At 69.0% G+C, this 20,671-nt stretch carries 19 protein-coding genes and 2 tRNA genes; 19 read left to right on the plus strand and 2 right to left on the minus strand.

What is annotated here, in order from left to right; translation table 11 throughout:
• Nucleotides 1-27: 27 nt before the first annotated feature.
• The 3 genes from EV140_RS01070 to EV140_RS01080 all read left to right on the plus strand — a co-directional run bounded on the left by EV140_RS01070 (nucleotide 28) and on the right by EV140_RS01080 (nucleotide 3,435).
• Nucleotides 28-1,413 carry a glycine--tRNA ligase gene (locus EV140_RS01070; RefSeq protein ID WP_130280222.1) on the plus strand — a complete coding sequence of 462 codons (1,386 nt, stop codon included), beginning with the start codon at nucleotides 28-30 and terminating at the stop codon, nucleotides 1,411-1,413.
• A gap of 271 nt (nucleotides 1,414-1,684) precedes the next feature.
• A complete protein-coding gene (locus tag EV140_RS01075; protein ID WP_130280224.1) occupies nucleotides 1,685-2,677 on the plus strand; it encodes a glycyl-tRNA synthetase in 993 nt (330 codons plus the stop codon).
• Nucleotides 2,678-2,745: 68 nt separating this feature from the next.
• Nucleotides 2,746-3,435: a DsbA family oxidoreductase gene (locus EV140_RS01080; protein ID WP_130280226.1), complete on the plus strand. Its 690-nt coding sequence runs from the start codon at nucleotides 2,746-2,748 to the stop codon at nucleotides 3,433-3,435.
• Between the two features lie 322 nt (nucleotides 3,436-3,757).
• Here EV140_RS01080 and EV140_RS01085 read toward each other — a convergent pair whose 3' ends face one another.
• Nucleotides 3,758-4,234, minus strand: coding sequence for an aminoacyl-tRNA deacylase (locus EV140_RS01085; protein WP_130280228.1), 477 nt, complete (start codon nucleotides 4,232-4,234; stop codon nucleotides 3,758-3,760).
• A 177-nt stretch (nucleotides 4,235-4,411) separates the two neighbouring features.
• Between EV140_RS01085 and dusB the strand changes: the two genes are divergently transcribed.
• The 9 genes from dusB (at nucleotide 4,412) to EV140_RS01130 (ending at nucleotide 12,854) form a co-directional block, all read left to right on the plus strand.
• Complete coding sequence (gene dusB / locus EV140_RS01090; protein ID WP_130280230.1) at nucleotides 4,412-5,569, plus strand: tRNA dihydrouridine synthase DusB; 1,158 nt, start codon at nucleotides 4,412-4,414, stop codon at nucleotides 5,567-5,569.
• A gap of 3 nt (nucleotides 5,570-5,572) precedes the next feature.
• Nucleotides 5,573-6,826 carry a deoxyguanosinetriphosphate triphosphohydrolase gene (locus EV140_RS01095; protein WP_130280232.1) on the plus strand — a complete coding sequence of 418 codons (1,254 nt, stop codon included), beginning with the start codon at nucleotides 5,573-5,575 and terminating at the stop codon, nucleotides 6,824-6,826.
• A 20-nt stretch (nucleotides 6,827-6,846) separates the two neighbouring features.
• Nucleotides 6,847-8,808: a DNA primase gene (gene dnaG, locus EV140_RS01100; protein WP_130280234.1), complete on the plus strand. Its 1,962-nt coding sequence runs from the start codon at nucleotides 6,847-6,849 to the stop codon at nucleotides 8,806-8,808.
• A gap of 77 nt (nucleotides 8,809-8,885) precedes the next feature.
• The gene (locus EV140_RS01105) at nucleotides 8,886-9,698 is read left to right on the plus strand and encodes an ATP-binding cassette domain-containing protein (protein WP_130280236.1); all 813 of its coding nucleotides are present in this window, start codon (nucleotides 8,886-8,888) and stop codon (nucleotides 9,696-9,698) included.
• A gap of 9 nt (nucleotides 9,699-9,707) precedes the next feature.
• A complete protein-coding gene (locus tag EV140_RS01110) occupies nucleotides 9,708-10,751 on the plus strand; it encodes a D-isomer specific 2-hydroxyacid dehydrogenase family protein (RefSeq protein ID WP_130280238.1) in 1,044 nt (347 codons plus the stop codon).
• 75 nt (nucleotides 10,752-10,826) lie between these two features.
• Nucleotides 10,827-10,902, plus strand: a tRNA-Asn gene (locus tag EV140_RS01115).
• A 52-nt stretch (nucleotides 10,903-10,954) separates the two neighbouring features.
• Nucleotides 10,955-11,842: a sensor histidine kinase gene (locus tag EV140_RS01120; RefSeq protein ID WP_130280240.1), complete on the plus strand. Its 888-nt coding sequence runs from the start codon at nucleotides 10,955-10,957 to the stop codon at nucleotides 11,840-11,842.
• Nucleotides 11,842-12,543, plus strand: coding sequence for an AzlC family ABC transporter permease (locus tag EV140_RS01125; protein WP_130280242.1), 702 nt, complete (start codon nucleotides 11,842-11,844; stop codon nucleotides 12,541-12,543). The genes EV140_RS01120 and EV140_RS01125 overlap by 1 nt, the downstream gene beginning before the upstream one ends.
• Complete coding sequence (locus EV140_RS01130; protein ID WP_130280244.1) at nucleotides 12,540-12,854, plus strand: AzlD domain-containing protein; 315 nt, start codon at nucleotides 12,540-12,542, stop codon at nucleotides 12,852-12,854. Before EV140_RS01125 ends, EV140_RS01130 begins: the two co-directional genes overlap by 4 nt.
• 18 nt (nucleotides 12,855-12,872) lie before the next feature.
• Here EV140_RS01130 and def read toward each other — a convergent pair whose 3' ends face one another.
• On the minus strand, nucleotides 12,873-13,439 hold the full coding sequence (gene def, locus EV140_RS01135) for a peptide deformylase (RefSeq protein WP_130280246.1): 567 nt from the start codon (nucleotides 13,437-13,439) through the stop codon (nucleotides 12,873-12,875).
• A 52-nt stretch (nucleotides 13,440-13,491) separates the two neighbouring features.
• On the opposite strand from def, the gene EV140_RS01140 reads away from it, so the two are divergent.
• The 7 genes from EV140_RS01140 to exaC all read left to right on the plus strand — a co-directional run bounded on the left by EV140_RS01140 (nucleotide 13,492) and on the right by exaC (nucleotide 20,625).
• A complete protein-coding gene (locus tag EV140_RS01140) occupies nucleotides 13,492-14,409 on the plus strand; it encodes a DMT family transporter (RefSeq protein WP_130280248.1) in 918 nt (305 codons plus the stop codon).
• Between the two features lie 82 nt (nucleotides 14,410-14,491).
• Entirely contained in the window at nucleotides 14,492-15,751 is a 1,260-nt protein-coding gene (locus EV140_RS01145; RefSeq protein WP_241971235.1) for a glycosyltransferase, read from the plus strand.
• A 27-nt stretch (nucleotides 15,752-15,778) separates the two neighbouring features.
• Nucleotides 15,779-15,852, plus strand: a tRNA-Ile gene (locus tag EV140_RS01150).
• Between the two features lie 30 nt (nucleotides 15,853-15,882).
• Nucleotides 15,883-16,650, plus strand: a complete 768-nt coding sequence (locus EV140_RS01155; protein ID WP_130280250.1) for a hypothetical protein — start codon at nucleotides 15,883-15,885, stop codon at nucleotides 16,648-16,650.
• Nucleotides 16,651-16,703: 53 nt separating this feature from the next.
• Nucleotides 16,704-17,531, plus strand: coding sequence for a DUF1684 domain-containing protein (locus EV140_RS01160; protein WP_130280252.1), 828 nt, complete (start codon nucleotides 16,704-16,706; stop codon nucleotides 17,529-17,531).
• 187 nt (nucleotides 17,532-17,718) lie between these two features.
• Nucleotides 17,719-18,969 carry a sigma-54-dependent transcriptional regulator family protein gene (locus EV140_RS01165; RefSeq protein ID WP_130280254.1) on the plus strand — a complete coding sequence of 417 codons (1,251 nt, stop codon included), beginning with the start codon at nucleotides 17,719-17,721 and terminating at the stop codon, nucleotides 18,967-18,969.
• 132 nt (nucleotides 18,970-19,101) lie between these two features.
• Complete coding sequence (gene exaC, locus EV140_RS01170) at nucleotides 19,102-20,625, plus strand: acetaldehyde dehydrogenase ExaC (RefSeq protein ID WP_130280256.1); 1,524 nt, start codon at nucleotides 19,102-19,104, stop codon at nucleotides 20,623-20,625.
• The last annotated feature ends 46 nt before the right edge of the window (nucleotides 20,626-20,671 follow it).

The raw sequence follows: 20,671 nt of genomic DNA on the forward strand, positions 1-20,671 counted from the left end.
GGCCCCGAAACCTGCAGGAGTACCCCCGTGGCAGCATCCACTCACCTCGATTCCGTCATCGCGCTCGCGAAGCGGCGCGGCTTCGTGTTCCAGGCGGGCGAAATCTACGGCGGGTCGCGGTCGGCGTGGGACTACGGGCCCCTCGGCGTCGAGCTGAAAGAGAACATCAAGCGCCAGTGGTGGAAGACCATGGTGCAATCACGCGACGACGTCGTCGGGCTCGATTCGAGCGTCATCCTGCCGAAGCGGGTGTGGGAGGCCTCCGGGCACGTCGACGTGTTCAGCGACCCGCTCGTCGAGTGCCTCCAGTGCCACAAGCGGTACCGCGCCGACCACCTCGAAGAGGAATACGAGGAGAAGAAGGGGCGTGCGCCCGAAAACGGACTGGCCGACATCGCCTGCGCGAATTGCGGCACCCGCGGCCAGTGGAGCGAGCCGCGAGAGTTCTCGGGCCTGCTGAAGACCTTCCTCGGGCCGGTCGACGACGAGTCGGGGCTGCACTACCTGCGGCCCGAGACCGCGCAGGGCATCTTCGTGAACTTCGTCAACGTGCTCAACGCATCGCGCATGAAGCCGCCGTTCGGCATCGGGCAGATCGGCAAGTCCTTCCGCAACGAGATCACGCCCGGAAACTTCATCTTCCGCACCCGCGAGTTCGAGCAGATGGAGATGGAGTTCTTCGTCGAGCCGGGCACCGACGAAGAGTGGCACCAGTACTGGATTGACGCCTCGGAGGCGTGGTTCACGGGGCTCGGGATCGACCCGGCGAACATCCGACAGTACGAGCACCCGCAAGAGAAGCTGTCGCACTACTCGAAGCGCACCGTCGACCTCGAGTATCGCTTCGGCTTCACCGGCAGCGAGTGGGGCGAGCTCATGGGCGTCGCCAACCGCACCGACTTCGACCTGTCGACCCACGCGCAGGCGTCCGGTCAAGACCTCTCGTACTTCGACCAGGCGAAGAACGAGCGCTGGACCCCGTACGTGATTGAGCCCGCGTTTGGCCTGACCCGCGCGCTGATGGCGTTCCTGCTCGACGCGTACGCCGAAGACGAGGCGCCCAACACGAAGGGCGGCGTCGACAAGCGCACCGTACTGCGCCTCGACCGTCGCCTCGCGCCCGTCAAGGCCGCGGTGCTGCCGCTGTCGCGCAACGAACGCCTCTCGCCCGCGGCGCGTGAGCTCGCCGACCGGCTTCGCCAGCACTGGAACGTCGACTTCGACGACGCCGGCGCCATCGGCCGTCGCTACCGTCGTCAGGACGAGATCGGCACGCCGTTCTGCATCACCGTCGACTTCGACACCCTCGACGACCAGGCCGTGACCGTGCGCGAGCGCGACAGCATGGAGCAGCAGCGCATCCCGCTGGAGGGCGTCGAGAAGTTCCTGGCCGCCGAACTGCTCGGAGCGTAACCGCCCGCGCTCGGCGGGGCGCGCGGGTGTCCTCCCCGCTCTGGACCCACCACGTCACCCCACCGACCCTGTCAACAACTCAGGACCAACGCGTGCTCGCGCCCTGTTACGCGGCCTTTTGCCGTCGCGTGGCTGCGTTCGTCCTGAGTTATTGACGCGCAGCAGTTTGTTCGCAACTCACGTCTCCCACTCAGCCGCGCTGAGACGGGCTCTGTGCACAGCGGGCGCCGTTTTGCTCACGGCGGGATGCGCATCCACACATGATGCGTCGATGTTCCAGACACTGATCGCTGACATCACGAATGCCGGGGGCGCGGCGGGCCGCGCGTACCTCGTGAGCCTCGGCCACAGCGACCGCGAGCTCGCCGCCGCCGTGCACCTCGGTGCCGTCGTGCGGCCCCGACGCGGCTGGTACGCCGTGTGGCGCGACGACGACCCGCGCACGCACGCGCTGCGTGTCGGCGGCCGACTCACTGGCCTTTCGGCCATCGCGGCGATGGGCGGTTGGGTGCGTCGCCGAAGCAGGATGCACGTGGCCGTGCCCGTCAACGCCTCGCGTTTGCGCTGTCCCCGCCGCCGCAGGGTTTCCTTCGCTCGTTCGCCGCGTCGCTCACAGGTGGTGCTGCATTGGACCCGTGAGCGTCACGATCGCGACCGGTCGTCCGGACTCGTCGGGGTGCGTGAGGCGCTCGAGGTCGTCCTCGCCACGGAACCGTTCGAAGACGCCGTTGCTGCGGTTGACTGGGCACGCCGAGCCGGGCTCATCGACCAGATCGATGCCCATCAGCTCATCCGCCGGGTGCCCGCCCGTGCTCGTGCAGTGGTTTACGCATCGAGCGAGAGGTGTCACTCGCTGCCCGAAAGTCTCGCCCGTACTCGGCTGACCAGACTGGGGCTGCGGGTCACGGAGCAGGTGGCGCTCCCCAACGATCCGAGCCCGATTGACCTCGTCATAGAAGACACCGTCGGGCTCGAGGTCGACGGTGAAGAGTTTCACCGCGAGCGGTTCACCCGTGACCGTAGCAAGGACCTCGCGATCACGATCACTGGACTGCACGCGATACGCCCCGCGGCCAGCCAGGTGTTCGACGACTGGCCGCGCGTGGAGGCCGCGGTCCTCACCGCCCTCGCCGCCCGCGGACTCCCCGCCCCGCCCGGCTCTACTGCGCCCGCCAACAACTCAGGACAACGGCGTCGGTATCGGCGTCCCGCACGGGCAAACCCGCGCTCTTCAAGCCCGCAGCCACGGGCGCGAGCTCGCTAGTCCTGAGTTGTTGGCATTCGGGCAGCGTCCAGTCGGAATACGGGGCGGGCAAACACGTTGATGCCAGGGTGAGCAATGTAGTCGACGTTCAGATCTGGTCAGACGTTCAGTGCCCGTGGTGCTACATCGGTAAGCGGAAGTTCGAGGCCGCGGTCGAACAGTTCCGCCTCGAAGGCGGCGACGTGAAAGTGACCTACCGCAGCTTCGAGTTGGCACCCGACACCCCTGTCGACTTTGAGGGCACCCCCATCGACTACTTGAGTGAGCGCAAGGGCATCAGCCCCGAGCAGGCACAGCAGATGGTCGACCACGTAAGCCACATCGCCGCGATTGTCGGTCTCGAGTACCACTACGACCGCATCCAGCAGACGAACACCGTTCTTGCGCACGAGCTGCTGCACTTCGCGAAGGTCCACGGGAAACAGTCCGAGCTGAAGGAACGCCTGCTTCTCGCCTATTTCACCGAGGGTCGGCATGTCGGTCGCGTCGATGAGCTGGCCCACCTCGCTGGAGAGGTCGGCCTCGACCGTGACGCGGCGGCGGCCGCTCTCGCCGAACACACGTACCTTCCCGACGTGAAGGCCGATATGGCACAGGCCGTGGCATACGGCATCCAGGGTGTTCCGTTCTTCGTTCTCAATGACGCGTACGGCGTGTCGGGCGCGCAGGAGGTTGCATCGTTCCTCGCTGCTCTCCAACGGGCCGCGGCCGACGCCGAGCGGGCGACGGTGCACGGCGCGCGGGGTGGCGACGCGTGACGGCCGGGGCCAGCGGATCGCGGCCGTTCACAATGCTCGGTGCGCCAGGCGCCGCTGCCTGTGACGGTGAGGCGTGCGAGATCCCGACACCCGCCAGCTCAGACCCGTCGAGCATGGCCGTGTCAACAACTCAGGACTAACGGTCCGGGTTTGTTGCGCAAACCCCACCCTCACGGGACTGTCAGCGCATAGTTGGCGGCTTAGTCCTGAGTTGTTGACGCGGGGGCGTGCGGGCCGCGGCCGTGGGACGTGCGGGGCGCGATGCCAGGAGGTGTGTGGCGCGGGCTGGGGCGCGGCGCGGGGGAGACGCCGGGGCTGGGCGCTACTCGGGGTCGCTGATGTCGGCGACGGTGGCGTCGAGGGCGTGCAGCAGCGGCTCGGCTTCCGTGAGCAGGCTGTGGCCGGGGCGCCCGGCGCCGAGGGCGACGCGGCCCGAGATTGTTGCGTCGGCAATCACGGGCCATGCGGTGGTCGAGCCGAGCGGCACGATTGTTCCGCGTTCGAACCCGGTGGCCTCGAGCGCCTGCTCGGGCCGCGGCATCTGCACTTTGTTGACGCCGAGCACCGCGCGAATCTTCGGCCATGACAGCGCCCGCCCTCCCGGTACGAGCGCGAACACGTACGTGCCGTCGCTCCTCTTCAGCACGAGCGTCTTGACGACCTGCGACGGCTCGACCCCTACGTTCGCGGCGGCTTCCTCCAGCGACCGCGCGTCGCCTCGCTCCACGATGTCGACGCTGAGCCCGAGCGCGGCCACGGCGGAGTCGACGCGCGCGGCGCCGTCGGCAGGGTTCGTCATCACACAGTCCTCCAGAACGTCACGACGGGATGCTCGATGCAACACCCAGCCCACCGCACGGCATTCCCGCCCACGCCAGCCCCTCGGCATCCCGCCAGCGGGCTCTCGGGGCCTCCCACCCGCAATCCCTAAGCCCCGAACGTGTCGTTTACCGACGGGTGCGACAATGGACCCCGTATGTCGTCTCTCACCGCTCCCGCCCCGCAGCTTCGCATCGGCCCGTTGCCGCTCAGCGTGCCGGTCGTGCTCGCACCGATGGCGGGCATCACGAACACGGCGTTCCGCCGGCTGTGTCGCGAGTACGGGGCCGGCCTGTATGTGAGCGAGATGATCACGAGCCGCGCTCTCGTTGAGCGCACGCCGGTGAGTATGCGACTGATCCGCCACCACGAGAGCGAGACGACCCGCAGCATTCAGCTGTACAGCGTCGACCCGGCGACGGCGGGTGAAGCGGCTCACTTTTTGGTGGGCGAGGGCCTCGCCGACCACATCGACATGAATTTCGGATGCCCCGTGCCGAAGGTCACACGCAAGGGTGGGGGAGCGGCCCTGCCGTGGAAGCTCAGCCACTTCCGTCGGATCGTCGAGGCGACCGTGAAGGCGGCGGGCGATATCCCTGTCACCGTGAAGATGCGTAAGGGCATCGACGCCGACCACCTCACCTACCTGGAGGCGGCGAAGGCGGCCGAGGGGGCCGGTGTCAGCGCCGTGGCGTTGCACGCCCGCACGGCCGCCGACTTCTACTCGGGCACTGCTGACTGGGATGCGATCGCCACTCTGAAGGATACGATCACGAGCATCCCGGTCCTGGGCAACGGCGACATCTGGAGCGCCGACGATGCCCTGCGCATGGTCGAGCAGTCGGGCTGCGACGGCATCGTGGTGGGCCGCGGCTGCCTCGGCCGCCCCTGGCTGTTCGGCGACCTCGCGGCCGCGTTCCGGGGCGAGAAGCGCAAGGCGACGCCGACGCTCGGCGAGGTGGGCGATGCTCTGCGCCGCCACGCCGAACTGCTCGTCGAGTTTTTCGACGGCGACGAGCAGCGCGGCTGCCGCGATATTCGCAAGCACGTCGCCTGGTACTTCAAGGGGTACCCGGTGGGAGGCGAGCTGCGCGCGCGCATGGCCCGCACGGAGAGCCTGCAACACCTGGACGACATGCTTGGCGAGCTCGACCGTGACGCCCCATACCCGGGCGAGGCTGCTGAGGGCCAGCGCGGACGCGCCGGAACGCCGAAGAAGCCCGCCCTGCCCGACCGTTGGCTCGAGAGCCGCGAGCTCAGTGAGGCGAGCCGCGCCGAGGTGTCCGCCGCCGAACTGCACAACAGCGGCGGCTAGGGCATGTTGTACGAGGAACACGACACAGAACGCCGCCATCCCGAGCAGCATTCGACGGACCGGGCGCACTTCGCCCGCGACCGCGCTCGCCTGTTGCACTCGAGCGCCCTGCGCCGTCTGAGCGCGAAGACGCAGGTGCTGAGTCCGACGGCCGGGGTCGACTTCGCCCGCAACCGTCTCACCCACTCGCTGGAGGTCGCACAGGTGGGCCGCGAGCTCGCCGGAGCGCTCGGCCTCGCACCCGATGTCGTCGACACCGCGTGCCTTGCGCACGACCTTGGCCATCCGCCGTTCGGTCACAACGGCGAGGGCGCGTTGAATGTCTGGTCGCACGACATCGGCGGCTTCGAGGGCAATGCGCAGACCCTGCGCCTGCTGACACGACTCGAGCCGAAGGTGTTGGGCGCAGACGGTCAGAGTTTCGGTTTGAACCTCACCCGGGCGAGCGTCGATGCCAGCTGCAAGTACCCGTGGCCGCTTGCGAGCGCGGTGGATGACCCGGGGGGCCGGCGTAAGTTTGGCGTATACGCCGACGACCGCGAGGCGTTCGATTGGATGCGCGAGGGCGCCCCCGCAGGCATCCCGAGCATCGAGGCGCAGGTCATGGACCTCTCCGACGACATCGCGTATTCGGTGCACGACTTCGAGGACGCGATCGTTGGGGGATCAATTGATCCGCGCATCCTGTCGAGCGCCGACGACCACGAGGCTCTTGTCGCCGGCGTTTTGCGCTGGAACGGCGACGAGCTCACCGAGAGCGACGTGCGCGCCGCCTTCGCGCGACTAGAGCGCCTCGAGACGTGGATCACCCGCTGGTCCGGCTCACGGGCCGACCTGGCAGGCTTGAAGAACCTGACGAGCCGCCTCATCGGTCGCTTCGCGCACGATGCCGTGCACGCCACCCGGCACGCGTATCCCCAGTCGTCGCTCGTTCGCTACAACGCGCACGTGGTCGTACCGGTGCACACGCGCGCCGAGATCGGCGTGCTGAAGGGCATCGTCGGCACCCTGGTGATGGCAAACGACGAGCGTCAACCGCTGTACGCCCGGCAGCGGGCACTGCTGACCGATCTCGCCGATGCCGTCTGGGCGGCGGGGCCGCAGGCTCTCGCCCCGGTGTTCCAGGCAGACTTCGCCGAAGCTGTGGACGATGACGCCCGTCGCCGCGTCGTGGTCGACCAGGTTGCCTCCCTCACCGACCAGTCGGCGCTCGCCTGGCATGAGCGCTGGGTCGAGGGTCACCGAGCGCCTGCCTGATCCCACCTAGAATCGGGCCTGTGGCCGGCCGCATTCGACGTAGTGACATTGACGAGGTGCGTACCCGCGTCAACATCGCCGACGTCGTCGGCGACTACGTCACGTTGAAGAGCGCGGGCGTGGGCTCGATGAAGGGCCTGTGCCCCTTCCACGACGAGCGCAGTCCCAGCTTCCACGTGCGCCCCCAGGTCGGCTTCTATCACTGCTTCGGCTGCGGTGAGGGCGGTGACGTGTTCACCTTCCTGCAGAAGATGGACCACATGACGTTCGCCGAGTCGGTCGAGCGTCTCGCGGCGCGCATCGGCTACGCCCTGCAGTACGAGGACGGCGGACCCGCTGTCGACCAGGGCAATCGGCGGCGCATCCTGGCCGCGAACGAGGCGGCCGAAGCGTTCTTCCGCGCCCAGCTCGCGACGCCCGAGGCGGAGCCCGCCCGCCGCTTTCTCGGCGAGCGCGGCTTCGATGCGATAGCGGCCGAGCGTTTCGGGGTCGGCTACGCGCCGAACGCCTACGACGCTGTTGGCTCTCACCTGCGTGCGAAGGGTTTCACGGCTGAGGAGATCCTGGCCGCCGGGCTTCAGGGCCAGGGCGACCGCAGCCCGTATGACCGCTTTCGGGGCCGCCTCATCTGGCCGATTCGCGACACGACGGGGGCGACCCTCGGCTTCGGCGCCCGGCGTCTGCTCGAGAGCGACAAGGGCCCGAAGTACCTGAACACCCCCGAGACGCCGGTCTACCACAAGGCCAAGGTGCTGTATGGGCTCGACCTCGCGAAGCGCGACATCGCACGCGGCAAGCAGGCGGTCGTCGTCGAGGGCTATACCGACGTCATGGCCTGCCACCTGGCCGGCGTCACCACCGCGGTTGCGACCTGTGGCACGGCGTTCGGCGGCGACCACATCACCATGCTGCGCCGCGTGATGGGGGACACCGAGAACGCCGATACGACGCAGCTCGGCGAGGTCATCTTCACCTTCGACCCCGACGAGGCGGGCCAGAAGGCGGCGAGTCGCGCTTTCGCCGACGAGCAGCGCTTCGCCGCCCTAACCTTCGTCGCCGTCGCCCCCGACGGGCTCGACCCGTGCGACTTGCGTCTCGAGCGCGGCGACGAAGCCGTGCGGCAACTCGTGAGCACTAGGCGCCCGATGTTCGAGTTCATGATCCGCCGTCAGCTCGACCAGTTCGACCTCGAGACGGTGGAGGGCCGCGTCGCCGCGGTGCGAGCCGCCGCCCCGGTCGTCGCGCGCATCCGCGACCGTGCCCTGAGCTCCGGCTACGTTCGGCAGGTGGCCGGCTGGATCGGCGTCGACACCGCCGACGTCCAGCGCGCGGTGACGGCCGCATCCCGTACTCCCAGCCCCGCGGATGCTCGTGGCCCGCGACCTCCATCCGCTCCCGATCGCGCGCCCTCCGGCCCGCAGGCCGCCGCGGCAGTGCCCGACCCCTCCGGCGGTCCTGCGTCGCGCCCCGGGGAGTACGCCGCGGGCGGCGTCCCCGCGGCGCCCGCCATCGGGCTCGCGCAGTTGCCCAATGATCCGGTGACGCGGCTGGAACGTGAGTTGCTCATGGCGCTGCTGCAGCATCCCGAGGACGTTCCGCGCGAGACCGCGCAGCGGGCGCTCGCGACGGCGTTCAGCCAGCCGGCGCTCGCGACCGTGCGTGACGCGCTCATCGCGGCCTTCGAGCACTACGGAACCGCCCACTGGGCGCGCATGGTGTCGGAGGAGGCCCCCGGGGCCTTCGCGCCGCTCGTCACGCAGCTCGCGATCGCGCCCTTGCCGGTGCGCGACGACCACGTCGCCGAGTACTGCGCGGGCATCACGACGTCGCTGATCGAGCGTGACCTGTTGCGCCGCAAGGCCGAGCTGCTGGGCGCGCTGCAGCGCACCGATCAGGTGGCGGATCCGACGCGGTACCGCGATCTTCAGACCCAGCTCATGACGATCGAGGCGGAGAGGCGTCGCGTTCGCGGAGACCTGTGATGAGTGTTCATCAGGCTGTGACGCAACACCACTAGACTCTCGCCGACCCGTCGCCGACGGGAGGGGAGAGGCGCTCGATGTCCACAGCCGCGGTGTCCGCGCGCGACCTGAGCCTGCGCTTTTCCGGCATCGAGGGCGCCCCGTCGGTCGACGCCGTGCAGGGGGTGAGTCTCGACATAGCTCCGGGCGAGACGCTCGCGATTCTCGGCGAGGCGGGCAGCGGCAAGAGTGCCCTGGCGCAGGCGATCGCGGGCCTCACCGATCGCACCGTCGACCGCGGCCCGAAGGTAATCGGCGGCTCGCTCGAGGTGCTCGGCATCGACGTGCGCAGCCTGCGTCGACGCGACGACAATGAACTCGCGTTGCGGGTCGGCTATGTGCCGCAGGATGCGGGGACTGCTCTCGACCCGCACCTCACCGCGGGCGAGAACGTTGCATACCCGCTGTATCAGCGCACCCCGAAACTCGACCGCGTTGAAGCCGGGGGCATCGTCGCGGAGGCGATCGACGCCATGCACCTGACGCTCGCGACGATCCCCAAGTACCCGCACGAGCTCAGCCGGGGCCAGCGACAACGGGTCGCCATCGCGCGCGCCCTCGTGCTCGAGCCCGAGCTACTCGTGACCGACGAGGCGACGAGCGGTGTCGACGCCACCGTGCGCTCGACGATCCTCGACCATCTCGCCGAGGTGCAGCGCAACCGCGGCTTCGCGGCGCTCGCCATTTCGAGTGAGATCGGCGAGGTGCGGCGCCTCACCGACCGTCTGGCCGTGATGCACGGGGGTCGGTTCGTCGGTTACGGCTCGGTCGACGAGGTACTCGAGACGGGAACACACCCCTACGTGCGAGCCCTCGCGGCGCTCGGCCGACGTCGGGCGGTCGCCGTCTAGCCTGGGCCTATGCCCGCTGACGACACCGCACCATCCCGCTACGACGTCACGCCGCCAGAGCGCGCGCCGGATCTCGCCCAGCACCGTGACCCGCTCTCCGGGCACGCGGCCACGCCGCCCCGTCCGGTGACCCCCGGGCCGATCGCCGTCCTTCCCGAGGCGCACCCCCTCTTCATCACCGCCGTGGAGAGCGCCGGCGGCACGGTTGCCCCGCTCGGCGACGACACCCGAGGCCTGCTGTGGCTGAGCGCGGCCCGCTCGGATGAGCTCGATGACGTGCTCATCACCCACCCCGGCATCGCCTGGGTCCAGCTGCCCTGGGCGGGCGTCGATGCTTTCGGCGACGTACTGCGCGCTCACGCCGACGGCCCGGTTTTCACGAGCGCGAAGGGCGCGTACTCCGAGCCGGTCGCCGAACACGCCGTGGCGCTCGTGCACGCCACCCTGCGCGAGTTCGCCCCGAAGGCGCGGGCGGCCCGCTGGGTTGAGAAGCGTACGGGTCGATCGCTGTACGGGCTGAACGTCACCATCGTTGGGGCAGGCGGCATCGCGGCCGAGATCATCCGACTCCTCGAGCCGTGGCGGTGCACCATCACGGTCGTGCGCCGCGGCGCCGACCCCATGCCGGGTGCGACGCGCACCGTCCAGGCTGCGGACCTCGACAGCGTCCTGCCGACGACGGACGCGCTGATCCTCGCCGCAGCATCCACCGACTCGACTCGCCACCTCATCGACGCGCGCCGCCTCGCGCTGATGCCCCGCGAATCCGTGCTCGTGAACATCGCCCGCGGGCCGCTCGTCGACACGGACGCCCTCACCGAGGCCCTCGCCGCCGGCAGCCTGCTTGGAGCGGGCCTCGACGTGACCGACCCCGAGCCGCTTCCCGACGATCACCCGCTCTTCGCCGAACCCCGCTGCCTGATCACCTCGCACTCGGCCGACACGGCAGAGATGACCGCACCACTGCTCGCCGGCCGCGTCGACGAGAACGTGCGCGGCTTCCTTACCGGCACCGGCCTCGTCGGCATCGTCGACCCGCGAGAGGGGTACTGAGCGGTCCGAAGGAGTACTGAGCGGTCCAAACCGTCGCCCAATTTCTGATACCGTAGAGCCCGCTGTTCACAGCGATCCTCGATAGCTCAATTGGCAGAGCAGCCGGCTGTTAACCGGCAGGTTCTTGGTTCGAGTCCAAGTCGGGGAGCCACACCACCCTCACACTGATCGCGGCGCAACCGGGCCCGTGAAGGAGCCCATCCGTGAGTGACGTCGCAGCGAGCATCCCTGTCGCGATCGCCGTGATCGCCGGCATCGGGATGCTCGTGGCCACGTCGATTGCGCTGGCCGCCTCCTCGAGGCTCCGCCGCGAGCGCGCCGAGGCGCTCGCCACCGCCGATAGGGCGCGCGAACTCGAGATTGCTCTCGGCGAGCAGACGGCGCGGCTGCGTCTCATCCGTGAGCAGCACGACGTGGCTGCCCACCGAATGACCGGGGTCGTGCAACTGGCGGAGGGCGCGAGCGCGGCGGCCACGCGAGATCCGAGTGTCGCTGCGCGAGCATCCGAGCAGATTGCGGCGAGTGCTCGTGCGACGCTCGCCGAGTTGCGCCGCGTGGTTACCGCGACGGCGGAGGCCGAACAGTTGGTCGCCGCCCGGCCCGCCCTCGAGGCCCTCGACGGTCTGTTCGATGCCCTGCGGGCGCGGGGTCTCGTCGTGACCGTCTCCGAGCTGGGGGAACGCTTCGCCGTCGCTGAGGGTGCCGGGCTCGCGCTGTACCGCATCCTCGAAGAGGCGCTCGCGAACGCGCTGCAGTACGGCGGCGAGGGCACCGAGGTGCGCGTCGGCCTCACGTGGTCAGACCAGGGCTTGCACGTGCGCATCGATGACGATGGCATCCGCGCCCAGGCTCGCCGGGAGGGCCTGACCCCCGACGAGCTCGCGGCGCGCGGGTACACGATCGAGGACGACCTCGCGGCGCTCACCGAGCGCATCGCCGGGACGGGGGTGGGCGAGATGCGCGCCCGTGCCGAACTGTTCGGGGGCGTGCTGAGCGCGCAGACGGTTCCCGGTGTCGGCTTCTCGGTGTCGGTGGTGTTCCCGGCCCTTCGCTTCCACAACGCTGTGCACGGCGTGAACGTGCGCCGGTGATGGTCGACGTCCCCTTCAACGAGACGGCGGCGCGGAAAGAAGCGCTGAAGGCGTCTGTCGCTGTCGGCCTCGCGGTCGCCGCCTACGGCGTCTCGTTCGGCGCGCTCGCCGTGGCCTCGGGGCTGACGGTGTGGCAGGCGTGCGTGCTCAGCCTCGTCATGTTTTCGGGCGGGTCGCAGTTCGCGCTCATCGGCGTCATCGCGGCCGGGGGAGTCGCTGCCGGGCCCGCCGCGATTGCCGGTGCCACGCTGCTGGGGCTCCGCAACGGCCTGTACGCGATCCGCGTGTCGCCGATCGTCGGTCCGGGATTCGCGAAGCGCGTCGTCGCCGGGCACCTCACGATCGACGAGTCGACGGCGGTCGCGACGGCGCAGGCGGTGCCAAGCGCGCAACGCGTCGGATTCTGGGCGACGGGCATCATCATCTACGTCGGCTGGAACCTCATGACGCTTGTTGGGGCGCTGCTCGGCAACCTGCTGGGCGACGTGAGCGCCTTCGGGCTGGATGCGGCCGCCGCCGCGGCGTTCCTTGGCCTAGTGTGGCCGCGTCTGCAGAGCCTGCAACCGGTCGCCGTCGCGGTCGGTGCCGCCGTCGTCGCGGTGGTGCTCATCCCGCTGGTTCCGCCGGGCGTCCCCGTGCTTGGCGCGGCCCTCGTCGGCGTCGTCGCGGGCCTCGCCGCCGCGCGGAGGGGGCGCCCATGACGCTCTGGCAGATCATCCTCGCCGCGTCGATCGCGGTGCTCGCAATTAAGCTTCTCGGCTACCTCGTGCCTCCCCGTGTGCTGGAGAAGCCCGGCGCCGCACGCACGGCCGAGCTGGTTACGGTCGCCCTCCTGTCGGCACTGATCGTCGTGCAGACCGTCGGCGCCGGACAGGGTCTCGTGCTGGATGCTCGTCTCCCGGCCATCGGCGTCGCCGCTGGCCTGTTCGCGCTCCGGGTCCCGTTCATCCTCGTGATCGTGGCCGCCGCCGCGACGGCCGCGGCGCTGCGCGCGCTCGGTTGGGCCGCCTAAGCGGCCCCGCACGCACCGCTAGTCTTCGAGGCGGTCGATTCCGGGCGTCCAGCTCTGACCGGGCCCACCCCACGAGTTGCGCTTGATGGCTTTGGCCGCGAGCTTCCCGTGCGGATGCGCGAGCCGGTCAACGTACAGCACGCCGTCGAGGTGGTCGAACTCGTGCTGGAAGATGCGGGCAAGCCAGCCGTGCGCCTCAATCTCGAACGGCTCGCCGTCGAGGCCGGTGGCACGCAGGAGGGCCCGTTCGGAGCGCATCAGGGGGAACCGCTCGCCCGGCACCGAGAGGCATCCTTCCGAGTGGTCCCACTCGTCGGGCTCGTCGATCGGTGGGGGCGAGATCCACAGTTCGGGGTTGATGGCGGTGCCGGAGTAGCGCATGTCGTCCTCGTCGGTCCAGTCCCAAATGAACAGCCGCGCGTCGACGCCCACCTGGGGGGCGGCGAGCCCCACGCCGGGCGCCTCGGCCATGGTGTCGCGCATGTCGGCGACGAGCCGCTCGAGCGACTCGTCGATCTCGGTCACGGGGGCTGCGGGGCTGTGCAGGACGGGCTCGCCGACGATGCGAATGGGGAGGATTGCCACAGGCTCCAGCGTATCTGCGTGGCGATGGGGCGACGCTCAGTAGAGTGGCGCGGTGGTGCCCGACGCGACCGACCTTGCTGGTGAGCTGTTGCGCAGCCCGCTCGTCGCCGTGGGTATCCCTCTTGCGCTGATCGGCGCGGTCTTCCTCTCGCTGGGCGCTCAATTCCAGAACCGCGGGGTCGAGAAGATCGAGCGGCGGCACGGCGATGGTAGTCGCGCGGGATTGAGTCGCCGACAGCTGGTGCGTCTGCTGGGGCGCCCGTCGTGGCTGATCGGTTCGGTCATGCTCGGCATCGCCGTGCTTTTCCAGCTGGCGAGCCTGGGTTTCGCCCCGCTCATCGTGGTCCAGCCCATCGGGGTGGTGGCCCTCGTCGTGACCGCGATCCTCAACGCGAGGGTGGCGCGCATCCGCCTCGACCATCGAGCGAAACGCGCGATCGCGCTCTGCGTCGGCGGCGTCGCCGTCTTCGTCGTCGTCGCGGCACTGTACGCCGTCGATCGCCTCGTCAACGACACGCAGTTGCTCATCATTCTCGGGATGCTCGGGGCGCTGACCCTGACGTTCGGCATCGTCTTCGCCGTGGTGCGCCGCCGCTCGGGCGCGCTCTTCGCGATCCTCGCCGCGGGGGTACTGTTCGGCTTCGTCGCAACCCTCGCGAAAGTCGTGATCACGCGCATCACAACGGCGGGGCTCGACCCGCTCACGATCGTGGCGATCGTGGCGCTGATCACCGCGGCCGCCCTCGGCGGGTACTTCGTGCAGACCGCCCACCAACTGGGTTCGCCCGATCTCGTGATTGCCGGGCTTACCGTGGTCGACCCGATCGTCGCGGTGCTGATCGGCGCATTCGTCGTGGGCGAGGCGGTGCTCATGCCGTGGCCCGCCGTGCTGGTCGGAGTTGCCGCCGGCGTCGTCGCGGTCGTCGGCGTGCGCGAGCTCGCGAAGCACCACCCGCAAACCCATCGATAGTCCACGGGCTCGGCTAGGGTTATCGGCGGGTCGACGCCGTCGGCCCGGCTCTGTCGCCCCCGAGACTGTCAAGGATGCCGCCGTGACCGACGACCCGCACGTGAGCGGTTCGCCCGACCGACCGTTGCGCATCCTCATCGGCTGCGACACCTTCGGCCCCGACGTGAACGGGGCGGCGAAGTTTGCTGAGCACCTCGCCGCCGGCATGGTCGAGCGGGGGCACGAGGTGCACGTCGTCGCACCCGGCGCCGAGCGCGGTCCGAACGTGACCCGAACCGAGGTGCACGAGGGCCAGAAGATGACCGTGCATCGCCTGCGCTCGTGGCGCTGGCGCCCCCATCCGTGGTTGCGCTACGCGCTGCCGTGGCGGATCGAGGCGAACGCGGCCCGCATCCTCGACACCGTGCGCCCCGACGTCGTGCACTTCCAGTCCCACATCGTCGTGGGGCGCGGGCTTGCCCGACAGGCGGCGAAGCGCGGCATCCGGGTGATCGGCACCAACCACTTCATGCCCGAAAACGCCATGCAGTTCACCCCGTTCATCGGGCCGCTGCACGACATGGTTGTGCGGGCCCTGTGGCGTGCGGCCGGGCGAACCTTCGGCATCGCGGCCGAGGTCACCACGCCGACGCTGAAGGCCGCGCAGTACTTCGAGAAGTGCACCGACCTCGACAAAGTCCACGCGATCAGTTGCGGGCTTCACGTCGAGAACTACACGGCCGACCTCACGCCGCGCAGCGAGAACGTCGTGTTGTTCCTCGGGCGCGTCGAGGCCGAGAAGCACATCGATGAGTTGTTGCGCGCCGTCGCCCTGCTGGATGATGCCCTCGCGGTGACGGTCGAGATCATCGGAGACGGGGAGCAGCGCCACGCGCTGGAGAAGCTCGCCGTTGAGCTCGGCCTCGGCGAGCGCGTGCACTTCGCCGGGTACGCGACCGACGAATACCTGCGCGCTCAGTTGACCCGCGCATCCGTGTTCGCGATGCCCTCGCGGGCGGAATTGCAGTCGATCGCGACGATGGAAGCCATGGCGTCTGGGCTGCCGGTGGTCGGCGCGAACGCGATGGCGCTGCCGCACCTCATCCACGACGGCGAAAACGGCTACCTCTACGAGCCCGGTGACATCGAGGGGTTCGCTGAGCGGCTTCGGCGCATTCTCACGATGCCGCACGACGAGCGCGTCGCCCTGCAGCGCGACAGTCTGCGCATCGTGTCGGGCCACGACATCCGGCGCACCCTCGACACCTTCGAAGACCTCTACCGCGGCCGGCCCGTCACCGACCCCGTGGTCGACACGGGCGTCATCACGGTGATCGAGCGCGACGCCGAAGCCGCCGGGTAGCATCACTGTCGGCGCGCATCGCGCCACGGGGCGGTAGCTCAGCTGGTTAGAGCAGTGGACTCATAATCCATCGGTCACGGGTTCAAGTCCCGTCCGCCCTACGGACCACCGTCGTCGTCGAGGAGGTCGCCGTGAGCCTGCCCGCACCGCCGTCCGCTCGATCGACCGCCCTCGGCGCGGGCCTGCTCGCCGGGCAGCTGCTTGCCTCGGTGCTGCTCGTTGTCTCGACCGGCGGGCTTCTCGATGTCATGGTCACGTTCGAGCCGCCGCAGGTGAGCCAGGACGGTTCCTTCGCCTTCGTCGCGGGAGCGGGGATCTGGTTCTCCGCCGAGGCGGGGATGCTGCCGGTGCTGCTCGTCACGGGAGCCGTGCTCGCGTGGCTCGCCGTCCGCTCCCGTCGTGGCGCCCTCTCGGCCCACGCGGCCTCGACCCTGCACTGGGTTGCCGTCTCGCAGTCGCTCGGCATCACGATCGTCATCGTCGCGGCGCTCAACGGGGTCGATGAGGCGGCGACGATCGTCGCGCTGTATGCGCTCGCCGCCGGCTCAGGGATACTCGGCTGGCTCTCCGACCGCGCTCCGCGTCATGACGGCTCGCGCGGGCACCTGTGGCCCTACGCGTTTCTTACGGTGCTCGCCATCGTGCCCTGGGGCGTCGTGGCGCTCGTCCAGGTCACGGGGATCGTCGTCGGAGCCCCGGCGAGCGAGGGCGTTCGCGTGACGACGCTCGTGATCCTCGCCGCCACCGCCCTGTGGGCCTCCGCCAAGTGGGCGATCGCGCGTCCCACAGGGCTCGCACGCGACCCTGCGCGCGCGGCGACCCTGCGCGTGGCGTCCTCGGCCGCGCTCGCGAGCATCCCGGCCGGCGCCGTTGTGGTGCTGGGGGTCTTCGGGGGCTGACCACGCCCGCGCGTCGATTGGCGCGCATCCCGCATCGCTTGCAGGATGGACGCATGGCCGACACCGCTCCCGCCCCGACCCCCGCCGAGCGTTACGCAACCTTCCGCGAGCGACGTGCGCTTGCCGCCACGCAGCCCCAGGGGCCACTGGCGCTCGTCAACACGCAGTGGGTGGGCGAGGAGCAGACGATCTGGGGCGTGCCCGGCACGTGGGCGCCCGCGCCCGAGGGCGGCCTGCTACTCACGGCGACGGCGGCCGACGGCATCACCGTCGACGGTGAGGTCGTCGACGGTACCGTGCGCGTGCGCGGAAAGGACGATCCGTCGCCCAGCACCATCCAGTTCGACGAGCACACCACCGGTTTCGTGATCGCGGGCGAGGATGGGCTGTACGCGCTGCGGGTGTGGGACGCACAGAGTGACGGCATTCAGAACTTCGGTGGCATCGACGCGTTTGACTACAACCCCGGCTGGGTGGTCACCGGCACGTTCCGGGAGATCGAGGGCGGGACCACCCTCGGATTCGAGCACCTGAAGAGCGACGGGCACACCCGCGACGAGGTTGTTCCCGGCGAGATTCGCTTCACGCACGACGGGGTCGAGTACGACATCGCGGCGTTCAAGTCGGGGCGCGCCCTGCAGCTCGTGTTCGCCGACGCGACGAACGGCGACGACACCTACTCAGTCGGGCGCTTTCTGTTCATGGCGCCGCACCCCGACGGCACGATCACCCTCGACTTCAACACGGCCATCCTGCCGCCGTGCGCGTTCAGCTACCACTTCAACTGCCCGCTGCCGCCGAAGCAGAACCGATTCCCCTTCCGCATCGAGGCGGGCGAGAAGAACGTGCTCGCCTCCTCCGGCGGGTTGCTGCACGGCTGAACGCCACCCAGGGGCACGCTCGGCTCGGCTCAGCGCCGGGTTAGGCTGTGCGCACGCACTCGACGGCGAGTGCACTCGGAGGTGAGCGGTGGCGGCCACACATCAGCCCCCATTGCGTCGTGACGATTTAGAATCGGCGGCGGCGTCGCTCACCACACCCGACAGGGACGCCGGTATTGCTTCGGGGGTGCGCAGGCTCGTTCTCGAATCGTGGATGCGCGCCATCGACTCGGATGTCGATCCCGACTCCCTACCGGGAGCGATCGACCTCGGAGAAGCAGAGCTGCGCGACTATCGAGCCTCGCACCCTCTCGCGCAGGCATTGCCCGTCGTTCACCGTCTGCTGATTCGGCACACGTTCGATGCCGGTCTCATCATCGCCATCGGAGACCATGAGGGTCGACTGCTGTGGATCGATGGCGATCGCGACCTGCGGCGTCGTGCCGAGCAGATGGCGTTCGTCGAGGGGGCGAACTGGTCCGAACGCATTGCTGGCACGTCGGCACCCGGTACCGCACTCGCCCTTGATCGCGGGGTGCAAATTCGCGGTGCCGAGCATTACGCGCGCATCGTGCATCCCTGGAGTTGCACGGCGGTGCCGGTGCACGACCCGGCGACCCGGCGCATCATCGGCGTCATCGACATCACGGGCGGTGACGTCGCCGCAGAACCGACAACCTTGCCGCTGCTGGAGGCGACCGTTGCGGCCGTTGAAGCCGAGCTTCACGTTCGGAGACTCGACACTCTCGCGGCGCGCACGCCGTTGCCCGGTGGCAGTGACCGGCACCCGGGGGAGGAACGCCTTCGGCCGGCATCGGGCCCCGAGATTGCGGTCTCGTCTGCCCCCATGCTGCACATTCTTGGGCGCGACACCGGGCTCCTGGTCACCGCACGTGGCGAACGCGAGCTGTCGACCCGTCACTCCGAGATCCTGACGGTGCTCGCCTGGCACCCCCACGGGCTGAGCGCTGATGCCCTCGCAGAGCTCGTCTACGAGCGCGAAGGAAGCGTCTCGACGATGCGTGCGGAGATGGTGCGCCTGCGCCGCGCCCTCGAGGAGTGTGGCGTTCCGGAGCTCGTGCCGGCGGCGCGACCGTATCGCCTCCCAACCCGTCTTGACCTGGACGTCCATCGCGTACTCGCTTTCCTCGACCGTGGTGCCCATCGGGTTGCTCTCGGCCACTATTCGGGACGCGTGCTTCCGGGGTCGTCATCGCCGGGCGTGACGCGGATTCGAGGCGAAGTGTCGACCCTGCTGAGGGACGCCATGCTCACAGACGCGACTCCCGATGTGCTTCTCGACTACGCCCGAAGTGATGAGGCAGCGCTCGACGTCGCGGTCTGGCGGACAGTCCTTCGGGCTCTTCCCCTGGATAGCCCGCAGCGGACAACCGTCGTCACACGGCTCGAAAGCATCGAACGCGACCTCGAATCGTAGCCCCGTCGCACCGGCGTGCAACGGGCCGCAACCGGCCGCAACGAACGGCAACGGTGCTCTGCCTACGGTGATGCCCACGCCTCGCAGCAGCGAGGAAGCACCCACCACGACAACGACGTCGCAAGGAGCAACATGACCGTTTACGCGGCCCCGGGCACGCCCGAGAGCATCATCACGTTCAAGTCACGCTACGACCATTGGATCGGAGGTGAGTGGGTTGCGCCCGTCAAGGGCATGTACTTCGAAGACATCACCCCCGTCACGGGGAAACCCTTCGCCGAGGTCGCCCGGGGAACAGCGGAGGACATCGAGGCGGCGCTCGACGCCGCACACAAGGCCGCGCCCGCGTGGGGCCGCACGAGCACGACGGAACGGGCATCCATCTTGAACGCGATCGCCGATGTCATCGATGCCAACCGCGAGGTGCTCGCCGTCGCGGAGACCTGGGACAACGGCAAGGCCATCCGTGAGCCGCTCAACGCTGACCTGCCGCTCGCAGCCGATCACTTCCGGTACTTCGCCAGCGCCATTCGCGCCCAGGATGGCGACTTCCAGGAGATGGACGGCACGATGACGGCGTACCAATACCACGAGCCACTTGGCGTGGTCGGGCAGATCATTCCGTGGAACTTCCCCATCCTCATGGCCGTCTGGAAGCTCGCACCCGCGCTCGCCGCGGGCAATGCGGTGGTGCTGAAGCCCGCCGAACAGACGCCCGTATCAATCCTCGTGCTGATGGAGTTGATCGGCGACATCCTGCCTCCGGGCGTCGTCAACGTGGTGAACGGATTCGGCGTGGAGGCGGGCAAGCCGCTCGCGAGTAGCAACCGGATCCGCAAGATCGCCTTCACCGGTGAGACCACCACAGGCCGCCTCATCCTGCAGTACGCGAGCGCGAACATCATTCCCGCAACGCTGGAGCTCGGAGGCAAGAGCCCCAACGTGTTCTTCGCTGACGTCGCCGACAAGAACGACTCGTTCTACGACAAGGCGCAGGAGGGCTTCACGCTCTTTGCCTTCAACCAGGGCGAGGTGTGCACCTGCCCGAGCCGCGCGCTCATCGAGAAGCCGATCTACGACTCGTTCCTCGGTGACGCTATCGAGCGCACCCGTAAAGCCGTTCAGGGAAACCCGCTCGACACAGACACGCAGGTCGGAGCGCAAGCGTCGAACGATCAGCTCGAGAAGATTTTGAGCTACATCGATATCGGCACGCAGGAAGGCGCAAAGCTGCTGCTGGGTGGGGAACGTGCGGACCTCGGCGGCGAGCTGTCCGGGGGCTACTACGTGCAGCCGACCATCTTCGAGGGCAACAATCGCATGCGGTTGTTTCAAGAGGAAATCTTTGGCCCGGTTGTCGCCGTCACCAGCTTCGACGGCTATGACGATGCGATCTCCATCGCAAACGACACGCTGTACGGGCTGGGAGCCGGTGTCTGGTCGCGCAACGGAAACGTCGCCTACCGAGCAGGTCGCGACATCCAGGCGGGCCGCGTGTGGGTGAACAACTACCACGCATACCCGGCGGGCGCCGCGTTCGGCGGCTACAAGAGCTCCGGCATCGGTCGCGAGAACAACAAGCTCGCCCTGTCGCACTACCAGCAGACGAAGAATCTCCTCGTCTCCTACAGCGAGGAACCCCTGGGCTTCTTCTAGGCCCCTTGACTCGGAGAGTCGGCCCCGAGCCTGGCGGGGTCGGCTC

The sequence above is a fragment of the Microcella alkaliphila genome (assembly GCF_004216855.1).
Classification (GTDB): Bacteria; Actinomycetota; Actinomycetes; order Actinomycetales; family Microbacteriaceae; genus Microcella; species Microcella alkaliphila.